Source organism: Ruegeria sp. CH5 (genome assembly GCF_056537025.1).
The window spans coordinates 1002485-1029100 of record NZ_JBQFQT010000001.1 but is presented as its reverse complement, the minus strand read 5'-3'; the positions used below and the strand labels follow the sequence as shown (position 1 = coordinate 1029100).

The 26616-nt window shown below is 62.0% G+C and carries 23 protein-coding genes and 1 riboswitch; of the genes, 16 read left to right on the top strand and 7 right to left on the bottom strand.

Features of this window, described 5'->3' with window-relative positions; all coding sequences use genetic code 11:
• Nucleotides 1–9: 9 nt before the first annotated feature.
• Complete coding sequence (xseA, locus tag ACR0JC_RS05075) at nucleotides 10–1503, bottom strand: exodeoxyribonuclease VII large subunit (RefSeq protein WP_170338352.1); 1494 nt, start codon at nucleotides 1501–1503, stop codon at nucleotides 10–12.
• Between the two features lie 74 nt (nucleotides 1504–1577).
• Between xseA and purD the strand changes: the two genes are divergently transcribed.
• Nucleotides 1578–2840: a phosphoribosylamine--glycine ligase gene (gene purD, locus ACR0JC_RS05070; protein WP_170338354.1), complete on the top strand. Its 1263-nt coding sequence runs from the start codon at nucleotides 1578–1580 to the stop codon at nucleotides 2838–2840.
• Nucleotides 2841–2918: 78 nt separating this feature from the next.
• On the opposite strand, the gene ACR0JC_RS05065 is transcribed toward purD, so the two are convergent.
• Nucleotides 2919–3665 carry an FG-GAP repeat domain-containing protein gene (locus ACR0JC_RS05065; RefSeq protein WP_480763618.1) on the bottom strand — a complete coding sequence of 249 codons (747 nt, stop codon included), beginning with the start codon at nucleotides 3663–3665 and terminating at the stop codon, nucleotides 2919–2921.
• A 32-nt stretch (nucleotides 3666–3697) separates the two neighbouring features.
• Nucleotides 3698–4021: a 2Fe-2S iron-sulfur cluster-binding protein gene (locus tag ACR0JC_RS05060; protein ID WP_170338356.1), complete on the bottom strand. Its 324-nt coding sequence runs from the start codon at nucleotides 4019–4021 to the stop codon at nucleotides 3698–3700.
• A 262-nt stretch (nucleotides 4022–4283) separates the two neighbouring features.
• Here ACR0JC_RS05060 and ACR0JC_RS05055 point away from each other — a divergent pair, with 262 nt between their 5' ends.
• The 3 genes from ACR0JC_RS05055 to ACR0JC_RS05045 all read left to right on the top strand — a co-directional run bounded on the left by ACR0JC_RS05055 (nucleotide 4284) and on the right by ACR0JC_RS05045 (nucleotide 5989).
• On the top strand, nucleotides 4284–4598 hold the full coding sequence (locus ACR0JC_RS05055; protein ID WP_093962513.1) for a hypothetical protein: 315 nt from the start codon (nucleotides 4284–4286) through the stop codon (nucleotides 4596–4598).
• A 102-nt stretch (nucleotides 4599–4700) separates the two neighbouring features.
• A complete protein-coding gene (locus tag ACR0JC_RS05050) occupies nucleotides 4701–5138 on the top strand; it encodes an OB-fold nucleic acid binding domain-containing protein (protein WP_170338358.1) in 438 nt (145 codons plus the stop codon).
• A 38-nt stretch (nucleotides 5139–5176) separates the two neighbouring features.
• A complete protein-coding gene (locus ACR0JC_RS05045) occupies nucleotides 5177–5989 on the top strand; it encodes a class I SAM-dependent methyltransferase (RefSeq protein ID WP_170338360.1) in 813 nt (270 codons plus the stop codon).
• 49 nt (nucleotides 5990–6038) lie between these two features.
• Here ACR0JC_RS05045 and ACR0JC_RS05040 read toward each other — a convergent pair whose 3' ends face one another.
• From ACR0JC_RS05040 to ACR0JC_RS05030, 3 genes are all read right to left on the bottom strand, one after another.
• Nucleotides 6039–6797: a Hint domain-containing protein gene (locus tag ACR0JC_RS05040; RefSeq protein ID WP_170338362.1), complete on the bottom strand. Its 759-nt coding sequence runs from the start codon at nucleotides 6795–6797 to the stop codon at nucleotides 6039–6041.
• Complete coding sequence (locus ACR0JC_RS05035) at nucleotides 6700–7107, bottom strand: hypothetical protein (protein WP_170338365.1); 408 nt, start codon at nucleotides 7105–7107, stop codon at nucleotides 6700–6702. The genes ACR0JC_RS05040 and ACR0JC_RS05035 overlap by 98 nt, the downstream gene beginning before the upstream one ends.
• Nucleotides 7108–7236: 129 nt before the next feature.
• Nucleotides 7237–7935, bottom strand: a complete 699-nt coding sequence (locus ACR0JC_RS05030) for a glutathione S-transferase N-terminal domain-containing protein (protein WP_170338367.1) — start codon at nucleotides 7933–7935, stop codon at nucleotides 7237–7239.
• 105 nt (nucleotides 7936–8040) lie between these two features.
• Nucleotides 8041–8118, top strand: a riboswitch (SAM riboswitch).
• A 67-nt stretch (nucleotides 8119–8185) separates the two neighbouring features.
• Between ACR0JC_RS05030 and metZ the strand changes: the two genes are divergently transcribed.
• From metZ to ACR0JC_RS05005, 5 genes are all read left to right on the top strand, one after another.
• Complete coding sequence (gene metZ / locus ACR0JC_RS05025; protein ID WP_170338369.1) at nucleotides 8186–9376, top strand: O-succinylhomoserine sulfhydrylase; 1191 nt, start codon at nucleotides 8186–8188, stop codon at nucleotides 9374–9376.
• A 192-nt stretch (nucleotides 9377–9568) separates the two neighbouring features.
• On the top strand, nucleotides 9569–10672 hold the full coding sequence (folE2, locus tag ACR0JC_RS05020; protein WP_170338371.1) for a GTP cyclohydrolase FolE2: 1104 nt from the start codon (nucleotides 9569–9571) through the stop codon (nucleotides 10670–10672).
• 277 nt (nucleotides 10673–10949) lie between these two features.
• Nucleotides 10950–11558 (top strand): hypothetical protein, encoded by a 609-nt coding sequence (locus tag ACR0JC_RS05015; RefSeq protein WP_170338374.1) that lies wholly within the window; start codon nucleotides 10950–10952, stop codon nucleotides 11556–11558.
• A gap of 52 nt (nucleotides 11559–11610) precedes the next feature.
• Nucleotides 11611–13059, top strand: coding sequence for a TrkH family potassium uptake protein (locus ACR0JC_RS05010; protein WP_170418083.1), 1449 nt, complete (start codon nucleotides 11611–11613; stop codon nucleotides 13057–13059).
• Nucleotides 13059–14639: a thiamine pyrophosphate-binding protein gene (locus ACR0JC_RS05005; RefSeq protein WP_170338378.1), complete on the top strand. Its 1581-nt coding sequence runs from the start codon at nucleotides 13059–13061 to the stop codon at nucleotides 14637–14639. The genes ACR0JC_RS05010 and ACR0JC_RS05005 overlap by 1 nt, the downstream gene beginning before the upstream one ends.
• 53 nt (nucleotides 14640–14692) lie before the next feature.
• On the opposite strand, the gene ACR0JC_RS05000 is transcribed toward ACR0JC_RS05005, so the two are convergent.
• The gene (locus ACR0JC_RS05000; RefSeq protein ID WP_170338379.1) at nucleotides 14693–16438 is read right to left on the bottom strand and encodes a serine protease; all 1746 of its coding nucleotides are present in this window, start codon (nucleotides 16436–16438) and stop codon (nucleotides 14693–14695) included.
• A gap of 206 nt (nucleotides 16439–16644) precedes the next feature.
• Here ACR0JC_RS05000 and ACR0JC_RS04995 point away from each other — a divergent pair, with 206 nt between their 5' ends.
• The 7 genes from ACR0JC_RS04995 (at nucleotide 16645) to ACR0JC_RS04965 (ending at nucleotide 26537) form a co-directional block, all read left to right on the top strand.
• Nucleotides 16645–17574, top strand: coding sequence for a glycine--tRNA ligase subunit alpha (locus tag ACR0JC_RS04995; protein ID WP_093962505.1), 930 nt, complete (start codon nucleotides 16645–16647; stop codon nucleotides 17572–17574).
• 31 nt (nucleotides 17575–17605) lie between these two features.
• Entirely contained in the window at nucleotides 17606–18130 is a 525-nt protein-coding gene (locus tag ACR0JC_RS04990) for a DUF6446 family protein (RefSeq protein ID WP_170338381.1), read from the top strand.
• A 9-nt stretch (nucleotides 18131–18139) separates the two neighbouring features.
• Nucleotides 18140–19351 (top strand): sodium/glutamate symporter, encoded by a 1212-nt coding sequence (gene gltS, locus ACR0JC_RS04985; protein WP_170338383.1) that lies wholly within the window; start codon nucleotides 18140–18142, stop codon nucleotides 19349–19351.
• Nucleotides 19352–19360: 9 nt separating this feature from the next.
• Nucleotides 19361–21625, top strand: coding sequence for a glycine--tRNA ligase subunit beta (glyS, locus tag ACR0JC_RS04980; RefSeq protein ID WP_170338385.1), 2265 nt, complete (start codon nucleotides 19361–19363; stop codon nucleotides 21623–21625).
• 66 nt (nucleotides 21626–21691) lie between these two features.
• Complete coding sequence (locus tag ACR0JC_RS04975) at nucleotides 21692–24253, top strand: putative PEP-binding protein (protein WP_170338387.1); 2562 nt, start codon at nucleotides 21692–21694, stop codon at nucleotides 24251–24253.
• A 186-nt stretch (nucleotides 24254–24439) separates the two neighbouring features.
• Nucleotides 24440–25081, top strand: coding sequence for a cell wall hydrolase (locus ACR0JC_RS04970; protein WP_170338389.1), 642 nt, complete (start codon nucleotides 24440–24442; stop codon nucleotides 25079–25081).
• Between the two features lie 79 nt (nucleotides 25082–25160).
• Nucleotides 25161–26537 (top strand): multicopper oxidase family protein, encoded by a 1377-nt coding sequence (locus ACR0JC_RS04965; protein ID WP_170338391.1) that lies wholly within the window; start codon nucleotides 25161–25163, stop codon nucleotides 26535–26537.
• Nucleotides 26538–26616: the final 79 nt, after the last annotated feature.

The window sequence follows — 26616 nt, the reverse complement described above, 5'->3', positions numbered from 1 at the left end:
GGGTCTTCGTCAGAACAACGATCCTTGATCCGGGGCCGGTGGCTTGGACGGTTTCTTGGCGGTCGGGGTTGTCCCGGACAGCGGTTCGGTCTTCAATTCTCCATCGGCAAACTCGATGGTCAGTGCAGCGTGCTTGCTGGCTTGCGCCTTTGTGGTGACCACGCCGCTTTCGGAATGCACCACGGCGTAGCCGCGTTGAAGCGTGGCTTTGTAGCTGAGCGTCTCGCGCAACCGGTCAGTCGCATCCAGTTGCTGGCGGAGCCGGTCCACCCGCAGAGTCTGCGCGGCCGTCATGCGCTGGGCCAGTTGGTTGACTCGGTCGCGCTGCTGCTGGATGTCGCGTTGGATCGGGCGGATCGACAGGCGCGAGGACAGGTTGCGCAGCGTGTCGCGCCGCGCGGCCACGAGGTTGCGCAACGTTGACGGGCGCAGGTGCCCCGACAGTTCCACCACCTGCAAGCGGCGGTTCTGAACACCGCGTTGCAACGCCGGGGCCAGACGATCGGCAATAAGGTCCAGTCGCTGGCGCGGCCCGTCTAGCAGGGTCTCGGGGCGCGGCAGGGCGCGCGATAGATCGCGCAGGCGTTGGGCGCGGCGCTGTACCGCTTCGGTGGCCGCGCGGGACAGACGCGCGCCTTGTTCGCCGGTCCAAGCCAGCAGTTCCATCCGGACGGGAACCGCCAGTTCGGCGGCGGCGGTGGGGGTGGGCGCACGGCGGTCCGAGACATAGTCGATCAGCGTGGTGTCGGTTTCGTGCCCCACCGCCGAGATCAGCGGGATCTCGGACGCGGCGGCGGCGCGGGCCACGATTTCCTCGTTGAAGCCCCACAGATCCTCGATCGAGCCGCCACCGCGGGCGACGATGATCAGGTCGGGGCGGGGCAGCGCGCCGCCGGGCGTCAGGCGGTTGAAGCCCTGGATGGCGTTGGCGACCTCGGGCGCGCAATTGGCGCCCTGCACGGCCACGGGCCAGATCAGCACCTTGCGCGGGAAACGGTCGCGCAGCCGGTGCAGGATGTCGCGGATCACTGCGCCCGAAGGCGAGGTGACGACGCCGATGATCTGCGGAAGGAAGGGCAGGGGTTTCTTGCGCTCGGGCGCGAAAAGGCCCTCAGACTCGAGCTGTTTCTTGCGTTTTTCCAGCAGCGCCATCAGCGCGCCTTGCCCGGCTACGGCCACCTCGTCGACGTTGAGGTTGTATTTCGACTGCGCGCCGAATGCGGTGAGGCGGCCCGTGACGACGACTTCGAGCCCCTCTTCCGGCACCACCGACAGGCCCGCGATCTGGCCTTTCCAGGTGGTGCAGGCCAGCACGCTCCGGTCGTCCTTGATGTCATAGTACAAATGCCCCGAGCGCGCCTTGAACACGCGCCCGACCTCGCCCCGTACGCGGATTCGGCCAAATGTGCCTTCCAGCGTGCGTTTCACCTCGCCCGAGATCTCGGACACGGAGTATTCGGGGGTATTCTGGCCGGGAATCGGATCGTCAAGCAGGTCGGACATTTCAGCGCCTTGTTTCGATTGCCCGAGCAGCTTAGAACGCCGCGCAGGCAAGGCCAAGCAGATCGGAGACTTTCATGAACATCCTCATTCTCGGGAGCGGCGGGCGCGAACACAGCCTGGCCTGGGCGGTGATGCAAAACCCCAAATGCGACCGCCTGATCGTGGCGCCGGGCAATGCCGGGATCGCGCAGATCGCCGATTGCGCGGCACTGGATATCGAGAATGGCGGCGCGGTGGTCAGTTTCGCCGAGGAAAACGCGATTGATTTCGTGATCATCGGCCCCGAGGCGCCCCTGGCCGCCGGGGTGGCCGACCGGCTGCGCGAGGCGGGCATTCTGGTGTTCGGCCCCTCGGCCGAGGCGGCGCGGCTGGAGGCCTCGAAGAGTTTCACCAAAGAAATCTGCGATGCGGCCGGTGCGCCCACTGCGGCCTATGCCCGGTTCACCGAGGCCGAGCCCGCCAAGGCCTATATCCGTCAGCAGGGCGCGCCGATCGTGGTCAAGGCCGACGGTCTGGCCGCTGGCAAGGGCGTGATCGTGGCGATGGACGAGGCGACCGCGCTGGAGGCCGTGGACGACATGTTCGGCGGCGCCTTCGGCGGGGCCGGGGCCGAGGTGGTGATCGAGGAATTCATGGACGGCGAAGAAGCCTCGCTGTTCGTGCTGTGTGACGGCGAGAACATCCTGTCGGTCGGCACTGCGCAGGACCACAAGCGCGTGGGCGAGGGCGATACCGGCCTGAACACCGGCGGCATGGGCGCCTATTCTCCGGCTCCGGTTCTGAGCTCTGAGATTGAGGAGCGGGCGATGGAACAGATCGTGCGCCCGACGATGGCCGAGATGGCCCGGCGCGGCACGCCGTTTCAAGGGGTGCTGTACGCCGGGCTGATGATCAAGGACGGGCAGCCGAGGCTGGTGGAATACAACGTGCGCTTTGGCGACCCGGAATGTCAGGTGCTGATGATGCGGTTGGGGGCACAGGCGCTGGACCTGATGCATGCGGCAGCCGAGGGACGGCTGGGCGAGGCGCGGGTCAACTGGGCCGACGATCACGCCTTGACCGTGGTGATGGCCGCGCAGGGCTATCCTGGGGCATATGAAAAAGGCAGCGTGATCAACGGGCTGGATGACTTGCCCGAGGACAGTAGCCATATGGTTTTTCACGCAGGCACCAAAGCGCAGGACGGGCAGGTCATGGCCTCAGGAGGGCGGGTTCTGAACGTGACGGCGCGTGGAGCAACACTTCAGGAGGCGCGGGACAATGCTTATGCGATGGTCGAGGCCATCGATTGGCCGGGCGGCTTCTATCGTCGCGATATCGGGTGGCGGGCGCTTTGACGGTTTGAGGGTCCGCAGGTAAAGGGGGCTCGGTCGACGGCCTCACCTCGGGATTTCTTGACAATATGAATCCCCGGGTCAGCAGTTCAGCGCGCTCACAAGGGCTTGTCGGTTTTTCAACGGGCCAAGATCTTGAGATTTCCAGCCGCCATCGTAGCGGACAGCAATGATCCGGCGCCAATCGCTGCTGGCGACGATCAACTCAGGCTGGCCGTTGCAGGTACGAAGGCCGCCTGAAATGAAATCCTCTCCGATCCGGTGATTGGTCAGGCCGGGGAGCGCAGCGATTTCCGTCAGTCGGCCGTCCGAGAAGCGCCAGATGCGCAGGGTCTTGGCCAGGTGGGGGCGGTCGACATAGGCAATTTCGATATTTCCGTCGCCATCCAGGTCTGCTGCTCCGACAGGGGCCAGCCAGCGGAAACGGGTGCCGATATGCGGTGTCGCCGTCATGCGGCCCTGCGGGCCGTAGATGGCAAGGCGCGCGCCCTGTCGTGCGTCACTCTCCACCGCAATGACTTCTGGAAGACCGTCGCCCGTGACGTCGATCACGCGGGGCGCGAGGTCTTCGAAGACCAGATGATCGGGCAGCGTGAAGCTGCGGCGTTTGCCATCTGAAAACGTGAGTTCAATCGAACCCCATTCGATCTGGTCACCCAGAACGCCGTGGGGATAGCGGGTGGTCGGATCCGTGTAGCGGGCGGTCGTTATGGTTTCGGCAGCCAAGGCAGGACCCGCCAGCCACAGGCATGCAGCCATAAGCGCGCCGCGCACGCGGCATGGCCAAAAGCGCACCGCCGGACGCGGCGCTTTGAAGCCGCAGCGCATGCCGCCGGACGAGCGGGGCATGCGCCGTCGCATCAGATCTGCTTTTCCGGCATCTGGACGACCAGCCCGTCCAGTTCGTCCGTCACCTTGATCTGGCAGGTCAGTCGCGAACGGGCCGGGTCGGGCTCGTAGGCGAAGTCCAGCATGTCTTCTTCCATGTCGTCCTTGGCAGGCAGTTTCTCGACCCAATCGGGATGGATGTAGACGTGACAGGTCGAGCAGGCGCAAGCGCCGCCGCAATCGGCCTCGATGCCGGGAATGTTGTTGTCACGGGCGCCTTCCATGACGGTCAGGCCGTTGGCGACCTCGACTGTGTGTTCGTTGCCGCCATGCTCGACATAGGTGATCTTTGCCATTGCTCGCGTCTTCCTTCTGCGGTGTTCAGGTTCCTCATTAGTCAAGGGATTTAGGTCTTTCCAGTGCCATTTGCGACCAATCGGGGCGTGATCGGGCAAACGGTCCGTCATTGTCGCCCAAATTCCACGCGTTCGCGCCGCAACCGAGTGGTTTGACCGGTTTATTCCATCAAAGGTTGAGGCTCGGATAGCGGTTTCGATTGTTGCGTGCATGGATTTGTGTTCTGGTCGTGTGACCGTGATTTGATAAGGGAGTGAGCAGATGCCGTTGACGGTTCAGGACGCAAAGATTGTGGTTGGGATGAACGAGCGGGGCGATGCCGAGCATGACATTGCCGCGTGGTTTGGCGAAAGCCAGGCGAAAATCGTGGAGGTGATCGACGGGATCAGCCATGGTGCATTGGCAGCAGCGAATGACGATGAGCTTCATCCGGTCGGAGCACCGGGCCCCAAGGCTCTGCGGTTGCGCAGTGACGTTTTGCGGGCGCTGGATGCGTTGGACGGGGATGACCTGGCCAAGGCCAAGGCGGTTCTGCGGGAAGGTTTGGCCACGTTCAACGCGCATGACGCCAAGTGACCCTTGTCTGCGCTGCGGTCGCGCGTAGCGCATGACCTTTCTGGCTGTGGTTTCGGTCCCCTGCATCTGGACATTCAGGGCATTTGTTCTATTTTTGTTCTTATGCGTATCGCATCGACACCACAGCCCAGTTCGGGCCGCCCATGGCCCAGACCACCGGCTTGCCTTCCAGCCGACCGACTGGACGACCCGCCCGAGGGTGCGCGGGTTGCTGTGGCGGGATTGGTGATCCTGCGGCAGCGGCCTGGTACGGCCAAAGGGGTGATCTTCATCACGCTCGAAGACGAGACCGGCATCGTGAACGTGATTGTCTGGCGCAAGATCTATGAGCGGTTCCGCCGAGCGGTGATCTCGGGGCGGTTGCTGCGGGTAACCGGGCGGATGCAGCGGGCCCATGCGGTGACCCATGTGATCGCGGAAGAGATCGAGGACATATCGGGCATGCTGGACCTGCTGGTGCGGGGTGACGGGGCGGATGCCTACCGGCCCCAGCCGACTGCAGAGCAGAATGAGTTCGCCAAAACGCGCAATTTCGGCTAGTCTTTTGCATCATGCGGTTGCCGGGGGGGGGAGCGCAGATGTCAACAAATTCGGCTGGTTTCGTGGGCAATATTCCAAGTCATTACGACGCGGGGTTGGGCCCGAATATCTTCACTGACTACGCAGACAGACTTGCCGCCCGTTGCGCCGAAGAGCCGGTGGCCAAGGCCATTGAACTGGCCGCGGGTACGGGGATCCTGAGCCGCAAGCTGTGCGATGTGCTGCCGAGCGAGGCCCAAGTTCTGATCTCGGACCTGAACGCGCCCATGCTGGAGGTTGCAAAGGCCAAATTCTCGGCGGCGGACAACGTCGAGTTCGCGGTCGTCAACGCGATGGATCTACCGTTCGAAGACGGCGCGTTCGACCTGATTACCTGCCAGTTCGGGGTCATGTTCTTTCCCGACAAACCCGCTTCGTTCCATGAGGCGGCGCGGGTGCTCAGACCGGGTGGGCGCTATGTTTTCAACGTGTGGAGCCCGATGTCCGAAAACCCGTTCTCGCAAGTCGCGCACGATGTGGGGGCGCATTTCTTTCCGCAGGATCCGCCGGGATTCTACAAGGTACCGTTTCACTATGGTGACCCCGAGGCTGTCCGGGCTGATCTGAGGGCCGCAAGCTGGACGGATATCGAACACGAAACGATCCGGTTGACGAAGACCATCGTCAACCCGGAAGCCTTTGCCCACGCTCTGGTTTTTGGCAACCCGTTGGTCGATGAAGTACGAGAGCGCGGCGGTGTGGAACCCGCGGACGTGGCGGCGCGGATGTTCTCTGAATTGAAGCGCGTCTTTGGTCCGCAGGGCATGACGATGCCACTGTCAGCGACCACGTTCGTCTGTCGAAGGACCTGACGGTAGGTCACGCACACTCCGACCAAGATCAGAAAATACCCAATGAAGATCAGGCCAACAGTGCTTGACCGTTCTTGAAGTGACGCGAAATCAGACCGCGCTGCTTGTGACCCTTTGGGATCAGGGCGGCTGGCCGCGGTTCAAAGCCGGGGTCCTTAAGCTCGGGGAACAGGGCCAATATCTCGTTGCGAGCCGCCTCGGGGATGGATTTCAGCGCTTCGGGACCGGCGAACAGGCTTTCGCTTGGGGTGTCGTTGGCAAAGATGACCTGATGCGCGTCGAAAAGAAGGTGGAAATAGCGAACGGATTCCGTGGCACAGACCCGGTCAATGCCGTCCAGCGGCAGCAGCGACTTGGCCGAAACCAGCACCTCGTTGGTGTTGAACATGCGTTGCGCGATCTTTGACCGCACCAGAATGCGGTGCTGGGGTGAAACGGTCAGGTCCTGCGTTGGCAGCCCTGCGCCGAGCGCGTCGGCGGAAATCCGGATGGGAACCAGTTTTGGATTGGCGGAGAGGTCGACGCTGTCCAGCTCTCGGCGCCCGATCCAGCGGATCGGTTCATAGCTGCCGGCGTAGGTCAGAACCAGATCTCCGACCGACAAGTCTTCGATCCTTGTTGTCCCGCCCTTGGTGGTGATCAGTGTGCCGGCGGAAAAGCATGGGACATTCGAAATCGGCGATGCCTGACCATCACTGCTGCCGGCAACCTCATAGGTCGTACCGGGCGTTGGCAAGACAGGACCGCTGATGCCGACATTCACACCGTCGATGCGAATGACCCAGAGCGTGTCGCCGGAAGTTGTCATAAAAACCGAACTCAAGCTCGACCTGATCGCCGGGCTGAAAGGTCTGTCCGTTGATCGTCACCGCCTGGCTCAATACCTGGTCGTTGTTGGCCGTACTGGGCGACGACCCGTCTCCGGGCGTGTCGATGTAACCGTCCGAGAACAGCTGGCTGGCCGTGCCGTCGTCATCCTGAACGTTGATCACGGTCAGTGCGGCACCGGCATTCAAGGAAAAGGTCGTTCCGACAGGATAGCCGACTGTGTTGTTCGTCGATGCGCCGGTCCGTTGGTCGAACCCGTAAATCGGAACCCTGAAATTGAATGTCGCCAAACCTTAACTCCTTGTTACCGCTTGTAGTTACAGAACGGTCAACGCGCAATTCAACTGTCGTCAGGGTCTTGATGCAGAAAGAGGTGCGATTCGCACCTAATTGCCTGAAATTTCAGCATTTGGTGAACGCTACCGTTTGAACAAAACGTTCTGCGCGTCTTTGCTGCGATGATCTCCGCGCAGCTCGGCATGCAGGGCACGTCCCGCCTGAACTCCGGGGCGGGCTCCCACGGTTTCCAGCCACCGGGCAAAGTGGGGCTTGTCCTCCAGCGTCTGCTGCTGACCCTCCCACAGGCTCGCCCAGCCCCAAATCGACATATCGGCGATCGAATAGAAGTCGCCGGCAACATACTCGTTGTCGGCAAGGCGCCGGTCCAGAACGCCGTACAGGCGCGCAACCTCGGTGCGATAGCGGTCCTTGGCATAGGGCAGGTCCTGCGGCGGGTCCAACTGGGGGGCATATTTCAGAAAGTGGTGTGCCTGACCGGCCATCGGTCCGACGCCACCCATCTGCCACATCAGCCATTCCTCGACCGCGATCCGGTCACGCTCGGTCGACCCGTAGAACTGGCCGGTCTTGCGGGCAAGGTACATCAGGATCGCGCCGCTTTCGAAAACCGAGATCGGTGCGCCATCCGGGCCGTCTGGGTCGACGATCGCAGGCATCCGGTTGTTGGGCGAGAAATTCAGAAACTCGGGCGCGAACTGATCGCCTTTGCCGATGTTTATGAGGTGGGTCTGGTAGGGCAGCCTCATCTCTTCAAGGGCAATGGATACTTTCCAGCCATTTGGCGTGGGCCAGAAATACAGATCGATCGGGTGTGTCATGGGGCCTCCGTGTTGCGGGACGATCATGAGCCATTCGCTGCAAAGGGCAAGTGCGCGGTGGATGTCGCGGCTTGACGCCCGCGCGCCCGAGGCGTATGCGCAATCCAGAAACCACGTGGCGATTTGTTACCGGATTGCGGGCCACGCTAAACAACACCGCTAAAAGGTCAGGATGAAAGACCCCTTTCGCTTGACCGCGTCTGGGGTTTTTTTGATTTGCCCTCGGGTTTCGGGGCCGAAAGGTAAAGACATGAGCGAAAGCTGGAACAAACGCACCCAAGCCGTCCACGGCGGTATCCGTCGCAGCCAGTACAACGAAGTCAGCGAGGCGATTTTCCTGACGCAGGGGTTCGTCTACGACACCGCCGAGCAGGCCGAAGCTCGGTTCATCGAGACTGGCCCGGACGAGTTCATCTATGCCCGTTATGGCAACCCGACGGTTGCGATGTTCGAACAGCGCATCGCTGCGCTTGAGGGGGCCGAGGATGGTTTTGCGACGGCGTCCGGTATGGCGGCCGTGAACGGGGCGCTGACCTCGATGCTGAAGGCGGGCGATCACGTGGTTTCGGCCAAGGCCCTGTTCGGGTCGTGCCTGTACATTCTGGAGAATATCCTGACCCGCTATGGTGTCGAGGTGACCTTTGTCGACGGTACGGACATGGACCAATGGAAGGCCGCGATCCGGCCCGACACCAAGGCCGTGTTCTTCGAATCCATGTCGAACCCCACGCTCGAAGTCATCGACATTCGCGCGGTGGCAGAACTGGCCCATGCGGTGGGGGCCACAGTGATCGTCGACAACGTGTTCTCGACCCCGGTGTTCTCGCAAGCGATCGCGCAGGGCGCGGATGTGGTGGTTTACTCGGCCACCAAGCATATCGACGGGCAGGGACGCGCGCTGGGCGGCGTGATCCTGGGCGCCAAGGAGTTCATTCGCGGAACGGTCGAGCCGTACCTCAAACACACGGGCGGCGCACTCAGCCCGTTCAACGCCTGGATCATGCTCAAGGGGCTGGAAACGTTGGCCCTGCGAGTCAATGCCCAGGCCGAGACGGCGCAGAAACTGGCCGACGCGCTGGAAGGCCATGAGGCGCTGGAACGGATCATGTATCCGGGCCTGACATCTCATGCCCAGAACGCTCTGGTGCAGAGCCAGCTGGGGGGCAAGGGCGGTACGGTCCTGTCGCTGGACATCAAGGGGGGCAAGGACGCGGCCTTCCGGTTCCTGAACGCGCTGACGATCCCGGTGATTTCGAACAATCTGGGCGACGCCAAGTCCATCGCAACCCACCCCGCGACGACCACGCACCAGCGGTTGAGCGATGTGCAGAAAGTCGAATTGGGGATCACGCCCGGTTTGATCCGCTTTTCTGTCGGGCTCGAGGATGCCGACGATCTGCTGGAAGATATCCGGCAGGCATTGTCGGCTGCTGCGGTGTGACGGCGCACACGCCCCGTTGAACACATCGGCATCCGCGCAATGTCGTCCGGATAAAAGGGCGCAATCCGTTCGGAAATGGCGGTTTTGCGATGGTTTTTTCGATCCGGGCTGCTATCTCAACCGTATTGGGTTACACTGCGGTTTCCGCCGCAGCCAGAGATGGCCTGACGACACACCGAGGATACGCAGCCAATGAACATTCATTCGCGCGACATTGACGAAAAACCTGATCGGGACGAGGCCGCTGAGGCTCTCAAGGTCCTGCGGAAATGGGCAAAGGGCGCCAGCGAGGCCGAGATCAGCCAGCTTGATCCAGCCGTGGCGCGCTTGGTGCCCGGGTTGATGCCGGACAACTACCCTTCGATGTCACGTGAATACCCCGAAGACTTCAAAGTCGACGAAGCCTACAAATCTGCTTTGCCCGATCTCCAGAACGGCCCGTCCAGCCTGATCCGCGGTGCGAAACAGCAGATCCAGCATGTGGGCATCTCGAATTTCCGTCTGCCGATCCGGTTTCACAGCAAGAACGGTCCGGACCTGACGCTGGAAACCTCGGTTACGGGCACCGTCAGCCTCGAAGCCGAGAAAAAGGGCATCAACATGTCCCGGATCATGCGGTCCTTCTACAAGCATGCCGAGCGTACGTTCAGTTTCGAGGTGATGGAATCTGCGCTGAGCGATTATCTGACCGACCTCGACAGTTTCGATGCAAGGCTTCAGATGCGCTTCTCCTATCCCGATCGGGTCAAAAGCCTGCGTTCGGGTCTTGAGGGATATCAGTATTACGACATCGCGCTTGAACTGGTCGAACAGGGCGGCGTGCGTCAGAAGATCATGCATCTCGACTATGTCTATTCTTCGACCTGCCCATGCTCGCTGGAACTCAGCGAACACGCCCGGTCGGTGCGCGGACAGCTTGCGACGCCGCATTCACAGCGTTCCGTGGCGCGCATTTCGGTCGTGGTCGATTGTGACGCCGATTGCCTGTGGTTCGAGGATCTGATCGCCCTGTGCCGCCGTGCCGTCCCCACCGAAACCCAGGTGATGGTCAAGCGCGAAGACGAACAGGCCTTTGCTGAGCTGAACGCCGCCAACCCCATCTTTGTCGAAGACGCCGCGCGTCTGTTCTGTGCCGAGCTGCTGGCCGATCATCACGTGGGTGACTTCCGCGTCGTCGCCAGCCATCAGGAAAGTCTGCACAGCCACGATGCGGTGTCGATTCTGACCGAGGGGCCGACATTTGCATCCACCAGCTTGGACCCGCGCCTGTTCACGACGCTGTTCCACGTCGGCTGACCCAAAAAACGCCGCGAAAACCGGCGTATATTGGGCGGTAGGCGCCTTTTTGCCGCAATGCAGCGGAAAATGCTGCATACGCGCGACTATTTGCATACATTGAAGATGAATGCAGCTGTGGCGCGCCATGTCAGTTGTGGCGCACCACCCCGAAGGGAAGCCGGGACGTGTTACGCCTTGGACTGCAATACACCTTCGTCCGTCCGCGCGATCGGAACGGCAAGGGCTTTTCTACCTCGGAAATCGGGCTGCTTCATTGCTACAGGAGAGACTTGGAATGAATCCCATTGCCCAACAGCTTGAGCTGCAGGCTGCCGCCGTGCGTCTGGCCGGCTATGCCGTGACCAGCCAGATGAAAATGATGCAGGCATTTGCTCAAACCGTGTTCCCGATCCCGGTTGCGTCGGTCACCGAACCAACGAAGCCGGCCGTGAAGTCGGCCAAGAAACCGGTGGCGCGAACCACGGCCAAACCCGCCGCGAAGAAGGCGAAACCTGTGGTCCGGGTCAAGGCCAAGACGGTCGCAAAGCCGGCTCCGAAGCCGAAGGCGCCCGCAAAAGCCGCACCGAAACCGGTCACGAAGGCCACAGCCAAGCCCAAAACGCCGCCTGCAACGGCTCAAAAACCGTCGCAGCCCGTCGCAACGGCCACCCCTGCACAGCGCGTCACTCCGGTCGCATCGGAGAAACCCGCAACGGCCGTGACGCCCAAGGCCAAGCCCACCGAGGCAAAACCTGCGCCTTCAACCGAAGAAGCCAAGGCCAAAAAGCCCGTAGCGGCTGCAACAACCAAACCCGCCGAGGCACCGAAACCGGCCACGCGCCGCACGCGTGCGCCGTCCAAGCCACCGGCCATGCCGCCCGTGGCTGAAAAAATGGACGACTGATCACAGATCATCTGCTTGACACTTTCGGGCCGGCGCGCCAACGCTGCCCGTCATGATGGATCTTCGCCCGGTCGGATATGTGATTGGCTTGCTGGTCGCCATACTTGGGGCGACCATGCTGTTGCCGATGCTTGCGGACATCATCGAGGGTCGGGGCGAGTGGAACGTTTTCTTTGAAAGCGGCGTCATCACGATCCTGACCGGCGTGGTTCTGGCCATGAGCTGCTCGAACGGTGTGGGCGAGGGGCTGACCATCCGTCAGACCTTTTTGCTGACCACCGGCGTCTGGGTCGCGCTGCCGCTCTTCGGGGCAATCCCCTTCGTGTTCGGTGAGACCGAGCTTCGATTTGTCGATGCCTATTTCGAAGCCATGTCCGGGTTAACCACCACCGGGTCGACAGTCATTTCCGGGTTGGATGATTTGCCGCGTGGCCTGCTTTTGTGGCGCGGTTTGCTGCAATGGCTGGGCGGGATCGGCATCATTGTCGTGGCCATGGTTTTCCTACCCGAGCTCAAGGTCGGCGGTATGCAGATCTTCCGCTCGGAAGGATTTGAAACCATGGGGAAAATCCTTCCTCGCGCGCAAGAGATCGCGGGCCAGATTTCGCTGATCTATGTTTTCCTGACCGTAGCCTGCGCCCTGGTTTATGCCGGTTTGGGTATGAACTTTTTCGACGCGGTTGTTCACGCGTTCACAACCATGTCCACCGGCGGGTTCTCGAACTATGACGCTTCGTTCGGTACGTTCTCGGGGCCCGCGGAATACGCCGCGTCCGTATTCATGATCCTCGCTGCTCTGCCGTTCGTGCGGTATGTGCAGTTCGTCAACGGCCGGACAGGCTCGATCCTGGAAGACAGCCAGATCAGGGCCTTTCTGGCCACGATTGCCGTTCTGGTGGTGATCATGGCGGTCTTTCTGACATCGGTCTTTCCGCACCACTGGGAACAGGCGGTGCGCGAGTCGCTGTTCAACATCACCTCGATCATTTCCGGCACCGGCTACGCCAGTGTCGATTACATGACCTGGGGCAGTTTTCCGATCATGATGTTTTTCATGATCGGCCTGATCGGTGGTTGCGCCGGTTCTACGGCCTGCTCCATCAAGATCTTCCGCTATCAGTTGCTGATTGCGTCCATCAAGGCTCAGATCAGTCGGATCCGGTCGCCGCACGGGGTGTTCGTGCCCAAATATGATGGCCGCGCCATCAGCCGCGATGTCCTGACATCGGTCATGAGCTTTTTCATGTTCTTCGCGCTGTCGCTGGGGGCGTTGTCCTGGGCGCTGGCGCTGACTGGTCTGGATTTCATCACAGCGGTATCCGGTGCAGCGACGGCGCTTGCAAATGTCGGCCCCGGTTTGGGTGATCAGATCGGCCCCGCAGGGAATTTTGCCGGGCTGAACGACACGGCCAAGTGGTTGTTGACCTTCGGAATGCTGACCGGCCGGCTGGAGCTGATGGCCGTGTATGTCCTGTTCACCATTCGGTTCTGGAGAGGCTGATGAAAAGACCATTGGGCGCCCAAATCTCGCACATGCTCAAGGATCGGGGGGTCGAAGTCATTTTCGGCATTCCCGGTGTGCACAATCAGGAAATGTACCGTGGAATCGAAGAAGCGGGCATTACTCATGTGCTGGCGCGGCATGAGCAGGGCGCGGGCTTCATGGCTGACGGTTATGCAAGGGCGACGGGCAAGCCCGGCGTGGCCTACGTTATCACCGGTCCTGGCCTGTGCAACGTCATGACGCCGATGGGGCAGGGCTATACCGACTCGGTTCCGATGCTGGTTCTGTCGTCCTGTCTGAGCGAAACGCAGGCGCAGCGTGGCCAGTTGCACCAGATGAAAGACCAGCGCGCGGCCGCTGAATGCGTGACCGACTGGTCCTGCCAGGCAAACGACGCGCAATCGGCCTATGGCCTGATCGAACGCGCCTTTGAGGAGTTCGCGCTGAAACGCCCGCGCCCCAAGCATATCCAGGTCCCGATCGCGCAGTTGGAGGCCGAGGCCGACCCCGCTCCTTTTCCGAACCAGGACGCGGAGCGGGTCAAGGCTCTGGCGCCGGACATTGGGCCGGTTCTGTCACTGCTGAACATCGCGCGGCGGCCGCTGTTCATACTGGGTGGTGGGTCGCGGTCGAACCTGTGGCGCCAGATTCTGTCCCAGCTTGGTGCGGCCTGTTTCACCACTTACGCGGGGCGTGGGTTGGTCGGCACCGGCTATGCCCTTGATTTCGGAGCGACCTTGCCGCGACCCGGCAGTGCCGAGGTGATTGGGTCGGCCGATCTGGTCATCGCGGTCGGTGCCGAATTGGGTGAGGTCGACCTTTGGCGCGACCGGTTGGGCCACAAGGCGACCTTGGTGCGGGTTGACCTCGACCCCGAGGTGCTGGCCGACCGGCACCGGGCGTCGGTCAAGCTGCAGGCCGACGGCGAAAGTTTTGCCCATGCACTGTGGTCCGCGACCCAAGACTGCAAACCGGCCACCGGCTGGTCGCCGGAAGAGGTGGCCGAAGCCCGAGCACGCTGGCGCGCCGAGGTCGACGCGGAAAGACCGGGTATCGTGCCGGTTGCCGACGCCTTGCGTGCAGCGATGCCCGCCGACACCATGATCTATTCCGACATGACCCAGTTCGCCTATGCCGCGAAAGAGGTCTGGGACATGGCGCGCCCATACCACTGGCACCACCCGACCGGGTTCGGCACCCTGGGCTATGCACTGCCGGCCGGGATCGGCGGCGCGGTTGCGCGGCGCGGAAAGCCAACTGCCGTGATCGCGGGTGACTACGGGTTCCACTATACGATGCAGGAACTGGGTGCGGCGGTCGAGCTGGGGTTGTCGCTGCCCATCATCCTTTGGGACAACGGTAAGCTGAAAGAGATCGAGGACAGCATGGTCGGCAGCCAGATTGCTCCGAATGCGGTCGTCGCGCGCAACCCTGATTTCTGCAAGCTGGCCGAGGCTTTCGGTGCGCGGTCAGCCGCTCCGAACTCGCTGCCGGAAATGCAGGCTGCCGTTCGTGCGGCCCTTGACGCGCCCGTGCCGACCCTTGTGCACGTCACGCCCGATATCTTGAAGGGATAAAAAAGGCGCCGCAATGTCCTGCGGCGCCTTCAAATTCTGTTCGTGGCTTTCGGTCAGCCCCAGCAGTTCACCAGCACGGTCATGCCGGTCGCGCGGCGGTTCAACTCGTCAGGTGAAACCTGGCCGGTTTCCTGCGCGGTCTGGGCCGTTGCCCCGGCCTTTGACAGGATCTCGTGAAGGCGATCGGCCGCGGCAGCCAGGCTGACATCGCGGGGCAGGGTGCGCCCCTCGGTCTGCGCAGGCAGCAGCATTCCGACCACGTTGCCGTGATCATCGAATACCGGGCCGCCTGCGTCTCCGGGTTGTGCGGTCAGGCTCAGGCGGGTCACGCCGGCCTCTCCGTTCAGCCCACGGATATCGGCGATCTTGCCGTAGGTCAGGGTCGGAGCCCCCAAAGCGCCCTCATATGAGTATCCCGCGACGGCCACTTCGGATTGCAGGCGAGGCTGGGCTTCATTCAAGGCCGCAACGGCCATCGGTGCCAGCGTCTTGTTGGGGCGCAGGACCGCAACGCCCAGTTCGGGATCGCTCCACGCGGTTTGCAGTTCCTGACCGTCTTCAAGGGTGACGCGGGTGCAGTTCTGCACCGCCTCGGCCACGGTCAGGACCAGACCGTTGGGATCGGCGAAAAAGCCCGATCGCGACAACCTTGGTTTTCTGAGTTGCAGACCGGACATCAAGTCGATGCTTTGCTCGGCATTGGCGCCAGCCGCAGCATCAAGAACACCATCGGTGGTTTCAAAGCTGGCGGTCATTGCGGCCAGAACCCGGGCGCGGCGTGCGTCATCGCCTTCGGGCCAAACAAGGGTGAAGCCTTTGATCTTGCCGTCGCTCAGATTGGCCTGTGTATAGGATACGATCCCGTTGCCACGGCCTTCGATGGTAAACCTGTCGCCACGCAGCTCACGCGGGCCGTTCAGCGGCACGATCTCGAGCGATTGCATCGCCTCGAACAGCGCGCGCAAAGTGGTTTTGCTGCCCTCCTGGCTGATCAAAACGACCCGTGCGTCCAGATCCCCGCTGGAATTGAAATGCGCGAACGGCGCCTCGTATCGGTCGAAGGCAATTACCCCAAGCGGCAGATCGACGGAAATCCCGGCGCGATCATCAACGTGACGGGCCATGCCGACGCTGATTAGCGGGGCGTTGTAGTCATCCATCAGGGCCTTGCGCTGTGCCGTCGTCAGGACGCCGGTCGGTTCAAAGCCGTTGAACCGCTGCCATTCCGCCATCGACCGGCGTGTACCTTGGCCGAATGCCCCGTCAATGGTCGAACTGTAGAACCCGGCAGCCTGCAATGCGGTTTGCAGGTCTTTTCGTTCCTGTCCGCTCAGCAGCCGCTCGGACTGCAGGGCCTGTGATCTCGTCTCGTCCGAAGGTTGCGGCGTCAGACCGGCCTGAGGCTGCTCTGGCTGCGGCTCAGGCTGAACGGGCGCTGTTATTGCGCCGCGGTTCAGGACGTTGGCGCCAATTGGCCAGAACTGCTGCCCAAGGGCGCCTGAAAAGGTGATGAAACTGTCTGAGGGGATCTGCCGTTCGGCCCGGTAGACGCGCAGCACCTGCTCGGCGTCGGCCCGCAGATAGGGGCCGATCACGATGGCGTACCAACCGCTGTTCAGGCGGAACCCGTTCACGTCGGGCAGGGCATTGGCATAGACTTGCGCCCGGTCCTGCGCCTCGCGCAGCGATGGCTGCGCTTCGACCTGAACCCAGACGCCTGCGTCAGCCCCCTGTTGAGCATACGCAGCGCGCAGGCCGACTGTAATCAGTAAAAGAATTGCAACGAATATGCGTGTCATTTTCTGCCCGTTTTATGCAGTGTTTTGGCTTTGCCTCAACTTACGCGATTCAGGGGTGAAAACGCTATGCCCACGATACGGGGAATTTCTGGTGTGGCGGCACAGTGACAGCAGGCGGGCATTGGCCCGTTGACGCCCCTTGGCCCCTTGCATAGGAAGGGCAAAACCGACCGGAACCGGGCAAATCCGCGCCCAAAGGGAATGTCATGACCGAACCGTCCAGCGCACCACGTTCATTTCAGGAAATCATCCTGCGGCTTCAGAACTACTGGGCCTCGAAGGGCTGTGCCATCCTGCAGCCATACGACATGGAAGTCGGTGCCGGTACCTTCCACCCTGCAACCACCCTGCGGGCTCTGGGGTCCAAACCCTGGGCTGCGGCCTACGTTCAGCCGTCGCGCCGTCCGACCGATGGGCGCTATGGTGAAAACCCCAACCGCTTGCAGCATTACTATCAGTACCAGGTGCTGATCAAACCCAGCCCTCCGGACCTGCAGGAGCTGTATCTGGGCAGCCTTCAGGCCATAGGCATCGACATGGACCTGCACGACATCCGTTTCGTCGAGGATGACTGGGAAAGCCCGACCTTGGGCGCATGGGGCCTGGGATGGGAGGTCTGGTGCGACGGCATGGAAGTCAGCCAGTTTACCTATTTCCAGCAGGTCGGCGGCCATGACTGCGCGCCGGTCTCGGGCGAGCTGACATATGGTCTGGAACGGCTGGCGATGTATGTGCTGGGCATCGACCACGTAATGGACATGCCCTTCAACGACCCGCAATCACCCAGCCCGCTGACATATGGCGACATCTTCAAGCAAACCGAAGAGGAATACGCCCGTTGGAACTTTGATGTGGCCAACACCGAGGTTTTGCTGCGCCACTTCGAAGAGGCCGAGGAAGAATGCGCCGCGATTCTGAGCCAGGAAAACGTTGACCCCAAAACGGGCAAGCGGATCATCATGGCGCATCCTGCTTATGACCAGTGCATCAAGGCCAGCCATATCTTCAACCTCCTGGACGCGCGCGGCGTGATTTCGGTGACCGAGCGGCAGGCCTATATCGGGCGGGTGCGCGCGCTAGCGAAGCAATGCGCCGATGCCTTCGTGCAGACCGAGGCCGCAGGTTTTGAGGCCTGATGGCCCGTCGCACCCCACAGGAGGATCGCGCATGACCGGGAAAATGCTGGCAATTCTGTTGGTCGCTTGCGCCGTCGTTGCTGGCGTCAGCATGTATTACCTGCAGGTCTACGGCTACTACTACGAGGTCGAACCCTCACCCGGTCAGGATGTTGTTCTGACCGAAACCGCGACCGGCCAACCGGTGCCAATTGCCTACAGCGCGTTTCAGGCGATCGACGCCGACAGCTCTCCGATCCGGTATCGGGCTTGTTTCCATACAGATCTGAAGCCGGAACAGCTGGCCGTCCGCTACATGAGCGCCGAAAAGGCCGAGCCGCTGACGGCCCCGGGTTGGTTCGACTGTTATGATGCGGCTACTCTGGCCGAGGCGTTGGCGAACGGATCCGCCCGCGCTTTCATAGGGGTCAAGAACATCCACTACGGCGTTGATCGGATCGTCGCGGTGACGCAGGACGGCTCGGGCTTTGCCTGGCATGCCCTGAACAACTGCGGCGAAAAGGCCTATGACGGAACGGTTGTCGGCGAAGAGTGCCCGCCCCGACCGGAAAACTGAGTGGGCGGGATGGGGTTCATCGTTGAAATCCCCGGATTTCTGACGGCAACGCTGGGCTTTGCCGTCTACCTGATGGGCGCCGAGATCAACGCCCGCACAGAGGTTCTGCGCCGATTCAACATTCCCGAACCCGTCACCGGAGGTCTGTTGGCCTCGTTGGTGGTTCTGACGCTGTATCTGCTGTTCGGGATGGAACTGGAGTTCGACCTGACCGCGCGGGATTTCCTGCTGGTGCTGTTCTTTACCGGGATCGGCCTGAACGCCCGGCTGTCCGATCTGATCGCGGGCGGAAAGCCTCTGGTGCTGCTGCTGATCCTGACGTTGCTGACGATCGTGGCGCAGAACCTGATCGGCGCGGCGGGGGCGGCGGCCTTCGGCTATCCGGCGCAGTCCGGCGTTCTGTTCGGCTCGGCTGCCCTGATCGGCGGCCACGGCACCGCCATCGCCTGGGCGCCCGAGGTCGCGCAGGTCACCGGGCTTGAGGGCGCGACCGAGCTGGGCGTTGCAGTTGCGACCTTGGGCTTGGTCCTGGCGGCGCTGGTCGGTGGCCCCATCGCGCGTCTGTTGATCGAAGGACGCGACCTGTCGCCAAACCGCCCGGACGAGGAACATACCATCGGCGTGCCCGACGAGCCGTCAGACGCGGCCGCGAAGATCGACCACCTGACGGTGATGCGGGTGCTGCTGTACCTGAACATGGCCATCATCGCGGGCTATGCTCTGTCCGAGGTGATCCTGGCCGCGGGTTTGAAACTGCCGCTGTTCGTGCCCTGCCTGATCATGGGTATCGTGATCGGCAACCTGCGCCCGCTGCTGGCCCCGCGCGCCGCGCCGGTGTCGCGCACGCCGTCGCTGGCGCTGATCTCGGAATTCGCACTGGGCGCGTTTCTGGCCATGTCGCTGATGAGCCTGCAGCTGTGGACCATCGCCGATTTGGGCCTGTCCATCGTGGTGATCATGACGGCGCAGACGTTGTTTGCGGTGGCCTTCGTGATCTGGGTTCTGTTCCCGGTCATGGGCGCCAACTACCGCGCGGCCGTGCTGGCGGCGGGGTTCGGCGGCTTCGCGCTGGGCGCGACACCGACCGCAATTGCCAATATGACCGCCGTAACCAAGCGATACGGGCCTTCGCCTATTGCCTTTATCGTGCTCCCCCTTGTATCCGCATTCTTCGTGGATATCGCCAATGCCATCGTCATCCAGACGATCGTCTATTTCTAAGGATCGAAAATGCCCGACCTGCTGATCGAACTGTTTTCCGAGGAAATCCCCGCGCGCATGCAGACCCGCGCCGGCGAAGATCTGAAAAAACGGATCACCGATGGTCTGGTCGAGGCCGGTCTGACCTATGCCCATGCCCACGCCCTGACCACGCCGCGCCGCCTGACGCTGGCGATCGAGGGGCTGCTGGCGGAAAGCCCCACCATCCGCGAGGAGCGCAAGGGCCCCAAGGTCGGCGCGCCGGACAAGGCGATCGATGGCTTCTTGCGTGGCGCAGGGATCAGCCGCGACCAGCTCGAGGAACGGGACACGCCCAAAGGTGCGGTCTATTTCGCCACCATCGAGAAACCGGGCCGCCCGGCGGCCGAGATCGTGGCCGAGGTTTTGGCCGACACGATCCGCAACTTCCCCTGGCCGAAATCCATGCGCTGGGGCAGTGGGGCCCTGCGCTGGGTGCGGCCGCTGCATTCGATCCTGTGCATCCTTGGCGATGAAGCCGGCGCGCAGGTCGTACCGATGGAGATCGACGGGATCTCCACCGGCGACACCACCGAGGGCCACCGCTTCATGGCGCCGGGCCGGTTTGCCGTGACCGGGTTCGAGGATTACGCCGCCAAGCTGAAGCGCGCCTTTGTCGTGCTGTCGCCCGAGGAACGGGCCGAGCACATCTGGAACGACGCACAGAACATGGCCTTTGCCGCCGGTCTGGAAGTGGTCGAGGACAAGGGCTTGCTGGCCGAGGTGGCCGGGCTGGTCGAATGGCCGGTGGTGCTGATGGGGCAGATCGACGATGAATTCCTCGACCTGCCGCCCGAGGTACTGCAGACCTCGATGAAAGAGCACCAGAAATTCTTCTCGGTCCGCAATCCCAAGACGGGGCGGATCGAGCGGTTCATCACCGTGGCCAACCGCGAGACCACCGACAATGGCGCGACCATTCTGGCCGGCAACCAGAAGGTGCTGTCGGCGCGTCTGGCCGATGCGAAATTCTTCTGGGAGAATGACCTGCGCGTCGCCAAGGCCGACATCACGCAATGGACCCGCGCGCTTGAGAACGTGACCTTCCACAACAAGCTGGGCACCCAGGCGCAGCGGATCGACCGCATTGCCGCACTGGCCCGCGAACTGGCCCCGGTGACGGGCGCCGACCCGGATCAGGCCGAGAAGGCCGCGCGGCTGGCCAAGGCCGATCTGAGTTCGGAAATGGTCTATGAATTCCCGGAACTTCAGGGGCTTATGGGGCGGTATTACATCGAAGCCGCCGGTGAAGACGCCGCCGTGGCCGCCGTGGCGCAGGAGCATTACTCGCCTCTGGGCCCGTCGGATGACGTGCCGACTGCGCCGCTGTCGGTGACCGTGGCGCTGGCCGACAAGCTGGACACGCTGACCGGGTTCTGGGCGATAGACGAAAAGCCCACCGGCTCGAAAGACCCGTTTGCGCTGCGACGGGCGGCGTTGGGGGTTATTCAGTTGATTCTGGAGAACGGTATCAGAATGAATATTGCTGAATATGTCATTCCCTCTGCGCTTATCCGGAACCGAATTGGGGCAATTCGTTCGAATAGAGCTTATTCTCTGAAAGTAATTCGCGCCTCAATGCAGCATATGTCAGAGAAATTTGTATCTCGGTACAGAGGGGATTTGGATAATCAGCGTTTTTCGGGCGAGCGTTACTTGGCGATGTTAGAAGATGCTCTGACGGAGGAAGGGCTAAAACAGCTCAACGCAAAAGAACTGCGGCCTGTTGGTGCCAACCTCCTCTCCTTCTTCCACGACCGCCTCAAAGTCTTCCTGCGTGACGAAGGCATTCGCCACGACGTGATCGACGCCTGTATCGCGATGGACGGCAATGACGACCTGAACCTGCTGGTCAAACGCGCCCGCGCGTTGAATGTGGTGATCGCGACCGAAGATGGCGAGAATCTGGTGCAGGGCTTCAAGCGCGCCAACAACATACTGACCCAGGCCGAGGAGAAGGACGGGGTCGAGTACTCGTTCGGTGCCGATCTGAAATTCGCCGAGACCGACAGCGAAAAGGCCCTGTTCGCCGCGCTGGATCAAGCACAAGCCAAGATTGCTCCGGCACTCAAGGCCGAGGATTTCCCGGCGGCGATGGCTGCCATGGCCGCGCTGCGCGGGCCGATCGACGCGTTCTTCGAGGACGTCCAGGTCAATTCCGACAATGCCGTGCTGCGCCGCAACCGCCTGAATCTGCTGAGCCAGATCCGCCAGATCTGCTCCAGCGTCGCGGACCTGACCAAGATCGAAGGCTGACCTAGAGGGCGCGCTCTGGCGCGCCCACAAGGCCCTTGCGCGGAAGGCTGGGGCGCTTATGCTGCGGTGAAACCAAAAGGTGCCGCAGTGCAGAATAATCCGCATACCACGCTCATCACTCCTGACGCTCCTGTCGCCGCCGACACCCATGGCGGCCGGGCGAAATGTCTGCAGCGCCTTGTGCGGTTGGACCTTCCCGTACCGCGTACGGTGGCCCTGTCCTTCGATCAGGTGCGTCGGATCGCTGACGGCGATATCCCGGCAATCGAAGCCATACTTGAACAGTTCGACGCATCGGCGTTGCTGTGCGTTCGCCCCAGTTCCGAGGACCCTGACTGGGGTGGCCCCGGCGCGGTTCTGAACATCGGGATCAACGATGCCCGTTTCGTGGAATTGTCCGACAAGATGGGCCCCGAGGCCGCCGCCGCATTGTATCTGCGGTTCGTCCAAAGCTACGCGATCCACGTCGCGCGCCTGGACGCAGACGTTTTCGACGACATCGAAGCCGATGGTCGCGAAGGCCTGCGCCAGACCCTGCGCGCGTATGAGGACGAAACCGACGAAGCGTTCCCCCAGGACCGGGGCGAGCAGTTGCTGGCGGTCCTGCGCTCGATGGCGCGGGCGTGGGATGGAACGTCCGCCCGCCTGTTGCGGCAGGCCAAGGGCGCTCCGGCGGATGCAGGGCTGGGCCTTGTCATCCAGGAGATGATCCCGGGCGTCGGCCAGGGCGAATGCGGATCGGGTGTGTTGCAGCTGGTGGATTCCTCGACCGGCATGCCGCAGATCACAGGCCGCTACCTGAGCCAAAGCCAGGGGCGTGATGCGCTGGGCGAGGGGGTTGCCGCCCTGTACCTTGAAAAAGACCCGCGCGGGCAAGCGCTCGAGGATGTTGCGCCTCAGGCCTTTGCCGACCTGAAGGCCCATGCGGCGTTGATGCGGCGCAAATTGCGCGAAGAGATGCAGGTCGAATTCGTGATCGAAAACGGCAAGGTGCATATTCTGGACGGGGTCCGCGTTCAGCGCAGCGCCCGCGCCGCCATGCGGATCGCCGTTCGATTGGCCGAGGATGGCATCATCACCCAGCAGGAAGCCGTCATGCGGATCGATCCGCATTCGTTGAATGAGTTGCTGCACCGTCAGGTTCATCCCGAGGCCAAGCGTGACGTGCTGACCACGGGCATCGGGGCCAGTCCCGGAGCGGCCACCGGCCGGATCGTGTTCACTTCGGCCGAGGCACAGGCCAGCGCCGCACGCGGTGAGCCCTGCATTCTGGTGCGCCGTGAAACCTCGCCCGAGGATGTGCGCGGCATGCACGCCGCGGTCGCAGTACTGACCGAAAAAGGTGGCATGACCAGCCATGCGGCCGTGATCGGGCGCGGCCTGGGGCTGCCCTGTATCGTCGGCGCGTCCGAGATGCGGTTTCAGACCAAGAAAAAGCAGCTTTCCGTTCCGGACGGCCGCGTTTTCACCACTGGCGACATTCTGACGATTGACGGAAGCTCGGGCCAGGTGTTGGCAGGCGAGCCGGCGATGCTTGAAGCTGCTCTGGATGACTGTTTTCAGACATTGATGAGTTGGGCCGACGCCGAGCGTGACATATCAATTCGTGCCAATGCCGACACACCTGCCGACGCGCAGGCTGCGCGGAATTTCCAGGCGCAGGGGATCGGGTTGTGCCGAACCGAGCATATGTTTTTTGACCCCGGTCGCCTGATCGTGATGCGCGAGATGATTTTCGCTCAGACTTCATCGGGGCGCGCGGCGGTTCTGGAACGGTTGCTTCCGATGCAACGCGATGATTTTGTGCAGCTTTTCCGGATCATGGAAGGCCAGCCCGTCTGCATCCGATTGTTTGATCCGCCTCTGCACGAGTTTCTGCCGACCACACGCAGCGGGCAGCGCGAACTGGCCGAAGCGCTGGACCTTCCGGTTTCGGATGTCGAGCGTCGGGTGGACGAAATGAGCGAGTACAACCCCATGCTGGGGTTGCGGGGCGTGCGCCTTGGTATCACGGTGCCCGAGATCTATGACATGCAAGCCCGCGCGATCTTCGAGGCGACGCTCGAAGCCAGCAAAAATGGCGCGCCGGTAGTGCCCGAGGTCATGATCCCGCTGGTTTCGGCCAAGCGCGAGGTCGAACTGATCAAGGCGCGGGTGGACACGGTTGCCGCAGCCGTCGCGGCCGAGCGAGGTCAGGAGTTTGAATACCGGTTGGGTGTGATGGTCGAAACGCCCCGGGCCTGTTTGCGTGCCGAGGAAATCGCTCCTCATGCCTCGTTCCTGAGTTTCGGCACCAATGACCTGACACAGATGACCTATGGTCTGTCGCGCGACGACGCGGGACGCTTCATGTCGGCCTATGTCCGGCAGGGGGTGTTCACCGAGGATCCGTTCCATGTTCTGGACGCCGATGGGGTCGGCGAACTGCTCAAGCTGGGCTCGGAGCGGGGGCGTACAGCTCGGCCCGATGTCACGCTTTCGGTCTGTGGTGAACATGGCGGCAACCCCGAATCAATCGCCCTTTGTCGGGATTTGGGGTTCGATTATGTGTCCTGTTCACCCTTCCGAGTCCCGGTCGCTCGGCTGGCTGCCGCTCAGTTGGCGATTTCGTCAAAACTTGGGGGTTGACAGGCCGTCAAAGCCCTAGGAATAGTGGTTTTGGGATGGACCTGTGGCTGATAAATTTTGGCCCCGCGGGCAAGATTTTTCTTGCTTTTTCCTCAGAACTGGACCTTTCGCGCCTTCTGCGTTAAGACCCCGTCGCGCCCGCCGGGGGAGGGTATGGCGCGTGAAGTGCCTGTGCGAGGTTATCTGATGCTACGATATATACTGGCTGTTGCCATTGCGGCGGCAACCGTGATGCCGAGTGCGTCCGTTGCCGAGAGGGAAGCCACCGAGACTGCCAAGCGCGAACTGGTGTCGCGCAACGAGGTGCCGGGACAAAGCTTTCGCGACTATCTGAAGCTGTTCCAACCTAGGAAAGAGGTCCAACCGGTTGAGATTTCCTACACCAAGGGCTGGCTGGACCAACAGCCCAAAGCCAGCGGTGGCGAAGATCTGAAATGCTTGGCCGAGGCCCTGTATTTCGAAGCGCGCGGAGAGAGCGTGCGCGGCCAATTCGCGGTTGCCGAGGTGATTTTGAACCGGGTGGAAAGCACCCGTTTCCCGAACACCGTCTGCGGCGTGATCCGTCAGGGAACAGGCAAGAAATATCAGTGCCAGTTCACCTATACCTGTGACGGCCGCAAGGAAGTCATTCACGAGAAGAAAGCCTATGAGCGCGTGGCCAAAGTTGCCAAGGCGGCGATCGAGGGGGTCAGCGACCCGCTGACGTCGGGGGCCACGCATTACCACACCAAGGCGGTGCGCCCGTCGTGGTCGCGCGTTTACAAGGAAACTGCGCGCATCGGTGTGCATATCTTCTACCGCCACAACTACCGCACTGCGAGCAACTAGCGCGCATTGACGCACCCGCGCTGGAACGTTGATGGCGCGGGTGAAACCAAGGGCTATATTGCGGTCAAGGAGATCCGCAATGAATCTGAGCCGCCGAAGCCTTTTGAAATCTGCCGCCGCGCTTGCGGTGTTTCCAACGCTGGCGCGCTCCGCGCCGCTGACCCTGACTGCGCGCGAGGGCGCTCAGTTGATTGCCCCTCCGGGGTATCCGGAAACCGATATCTGGGGCTTTGATGGGTCGGTGCCAGGCAGCCCAATCCATCTGAAGCAAGGCGAGCGGGTTCAGCGCCGCTTGGTGAACGAATTACCGCAAGCCACCTCGGTTCATTGGCATGGTATCCGCATCGACAACGCTATGGATGGCGTGCCGGGTCTTACTCAGGAAGCGGTTCCAAGCGGCGCGACCTTCGACTATGATTTCATCGTGCCGGACGCCGGAACCTATTGGTATCATGCGCATAACAAGTCAGTCGAACAGGTGGCCCGTGGCCTGTATGGCCCTTTGATCGTGCACGAGTCCGAAGCGCCGGATGTGGGGCAGGATCTGGTGCTGATGCTCGATGACTGGCGACTTGATCCGGAAACGGCCCAGATTACCCAAGACTTCGACAACGGTCATGACCTCAGCCATGCTGGTCGGCTGGGAAACCTCACTACCGTCAATGGAGCATTCGACCCATCCTTTCCTGTTCAACAAAACCAACGCCTGCGTCTGAGGTTGGTCAACGCCGCGAATGCGCGTGTCTTCACCGTGGGCCTCGACGGAATGTCCGGATGGATCGTCGCGCTGGATGGAATGCCTTTGGCCGAGCCGATCCCGATTGAGGACACGTTCCCGCTGGCCCCGGCACAACGTGCGGATTTGTTGGTGGATGTGCTGGCTGCGGATGCGGAAACGGCTAGCCTGTTCAGTCAGGAACGTGACGGCGCCTTTGGTTTGGCCCGATTTTCTGTGGCAGGGCAGGCGGCTTCCACTCCCCGGTCGGGAGTTCGGCCATTGCCGCCGAACCCGCTTCCGGAATTGACGGATATCAACAACGTACCGCGGCACGAGATGAGGCTGCAGGGCGGTGCCATGCGCTGGCTTGAAAGCGCGCGGATTGGCGAGACCCAGCTCTCGGGCCGGGAGCTGGCTCAGCTGGGCCGGTTCTGGGCGTTGAACGGTTATGCCGAACGCCCCGAGGACCCGTTTCTGGATGCGTCCTTGGGAAGCGTTCACCGGATCGCCTTCGTGAACGAAACGGTATTCCCGCACGCGATGCACCTGCATGGCCACCACTTTCGGCTGATCTTGCCGGACGGAAGTCTTGGGCCATGGCGCGACACGGTTCTGGTCGAACGCGGCGAGACTCGCGAGATCGCGCTGGTCACCGACAACCCGGGCAACTGGCTGCTGCATTGCCATATGCTTGGACACGCCGCATCGGGTATGATGAGTTGGTACCGCGTCACCTGACGCCGCATTCGGCGGCTGGAATGGCGTTTGCTTGAATGCTATAGCCGCGCGGAACCACTAAATTGGGCAAACCTGTCCA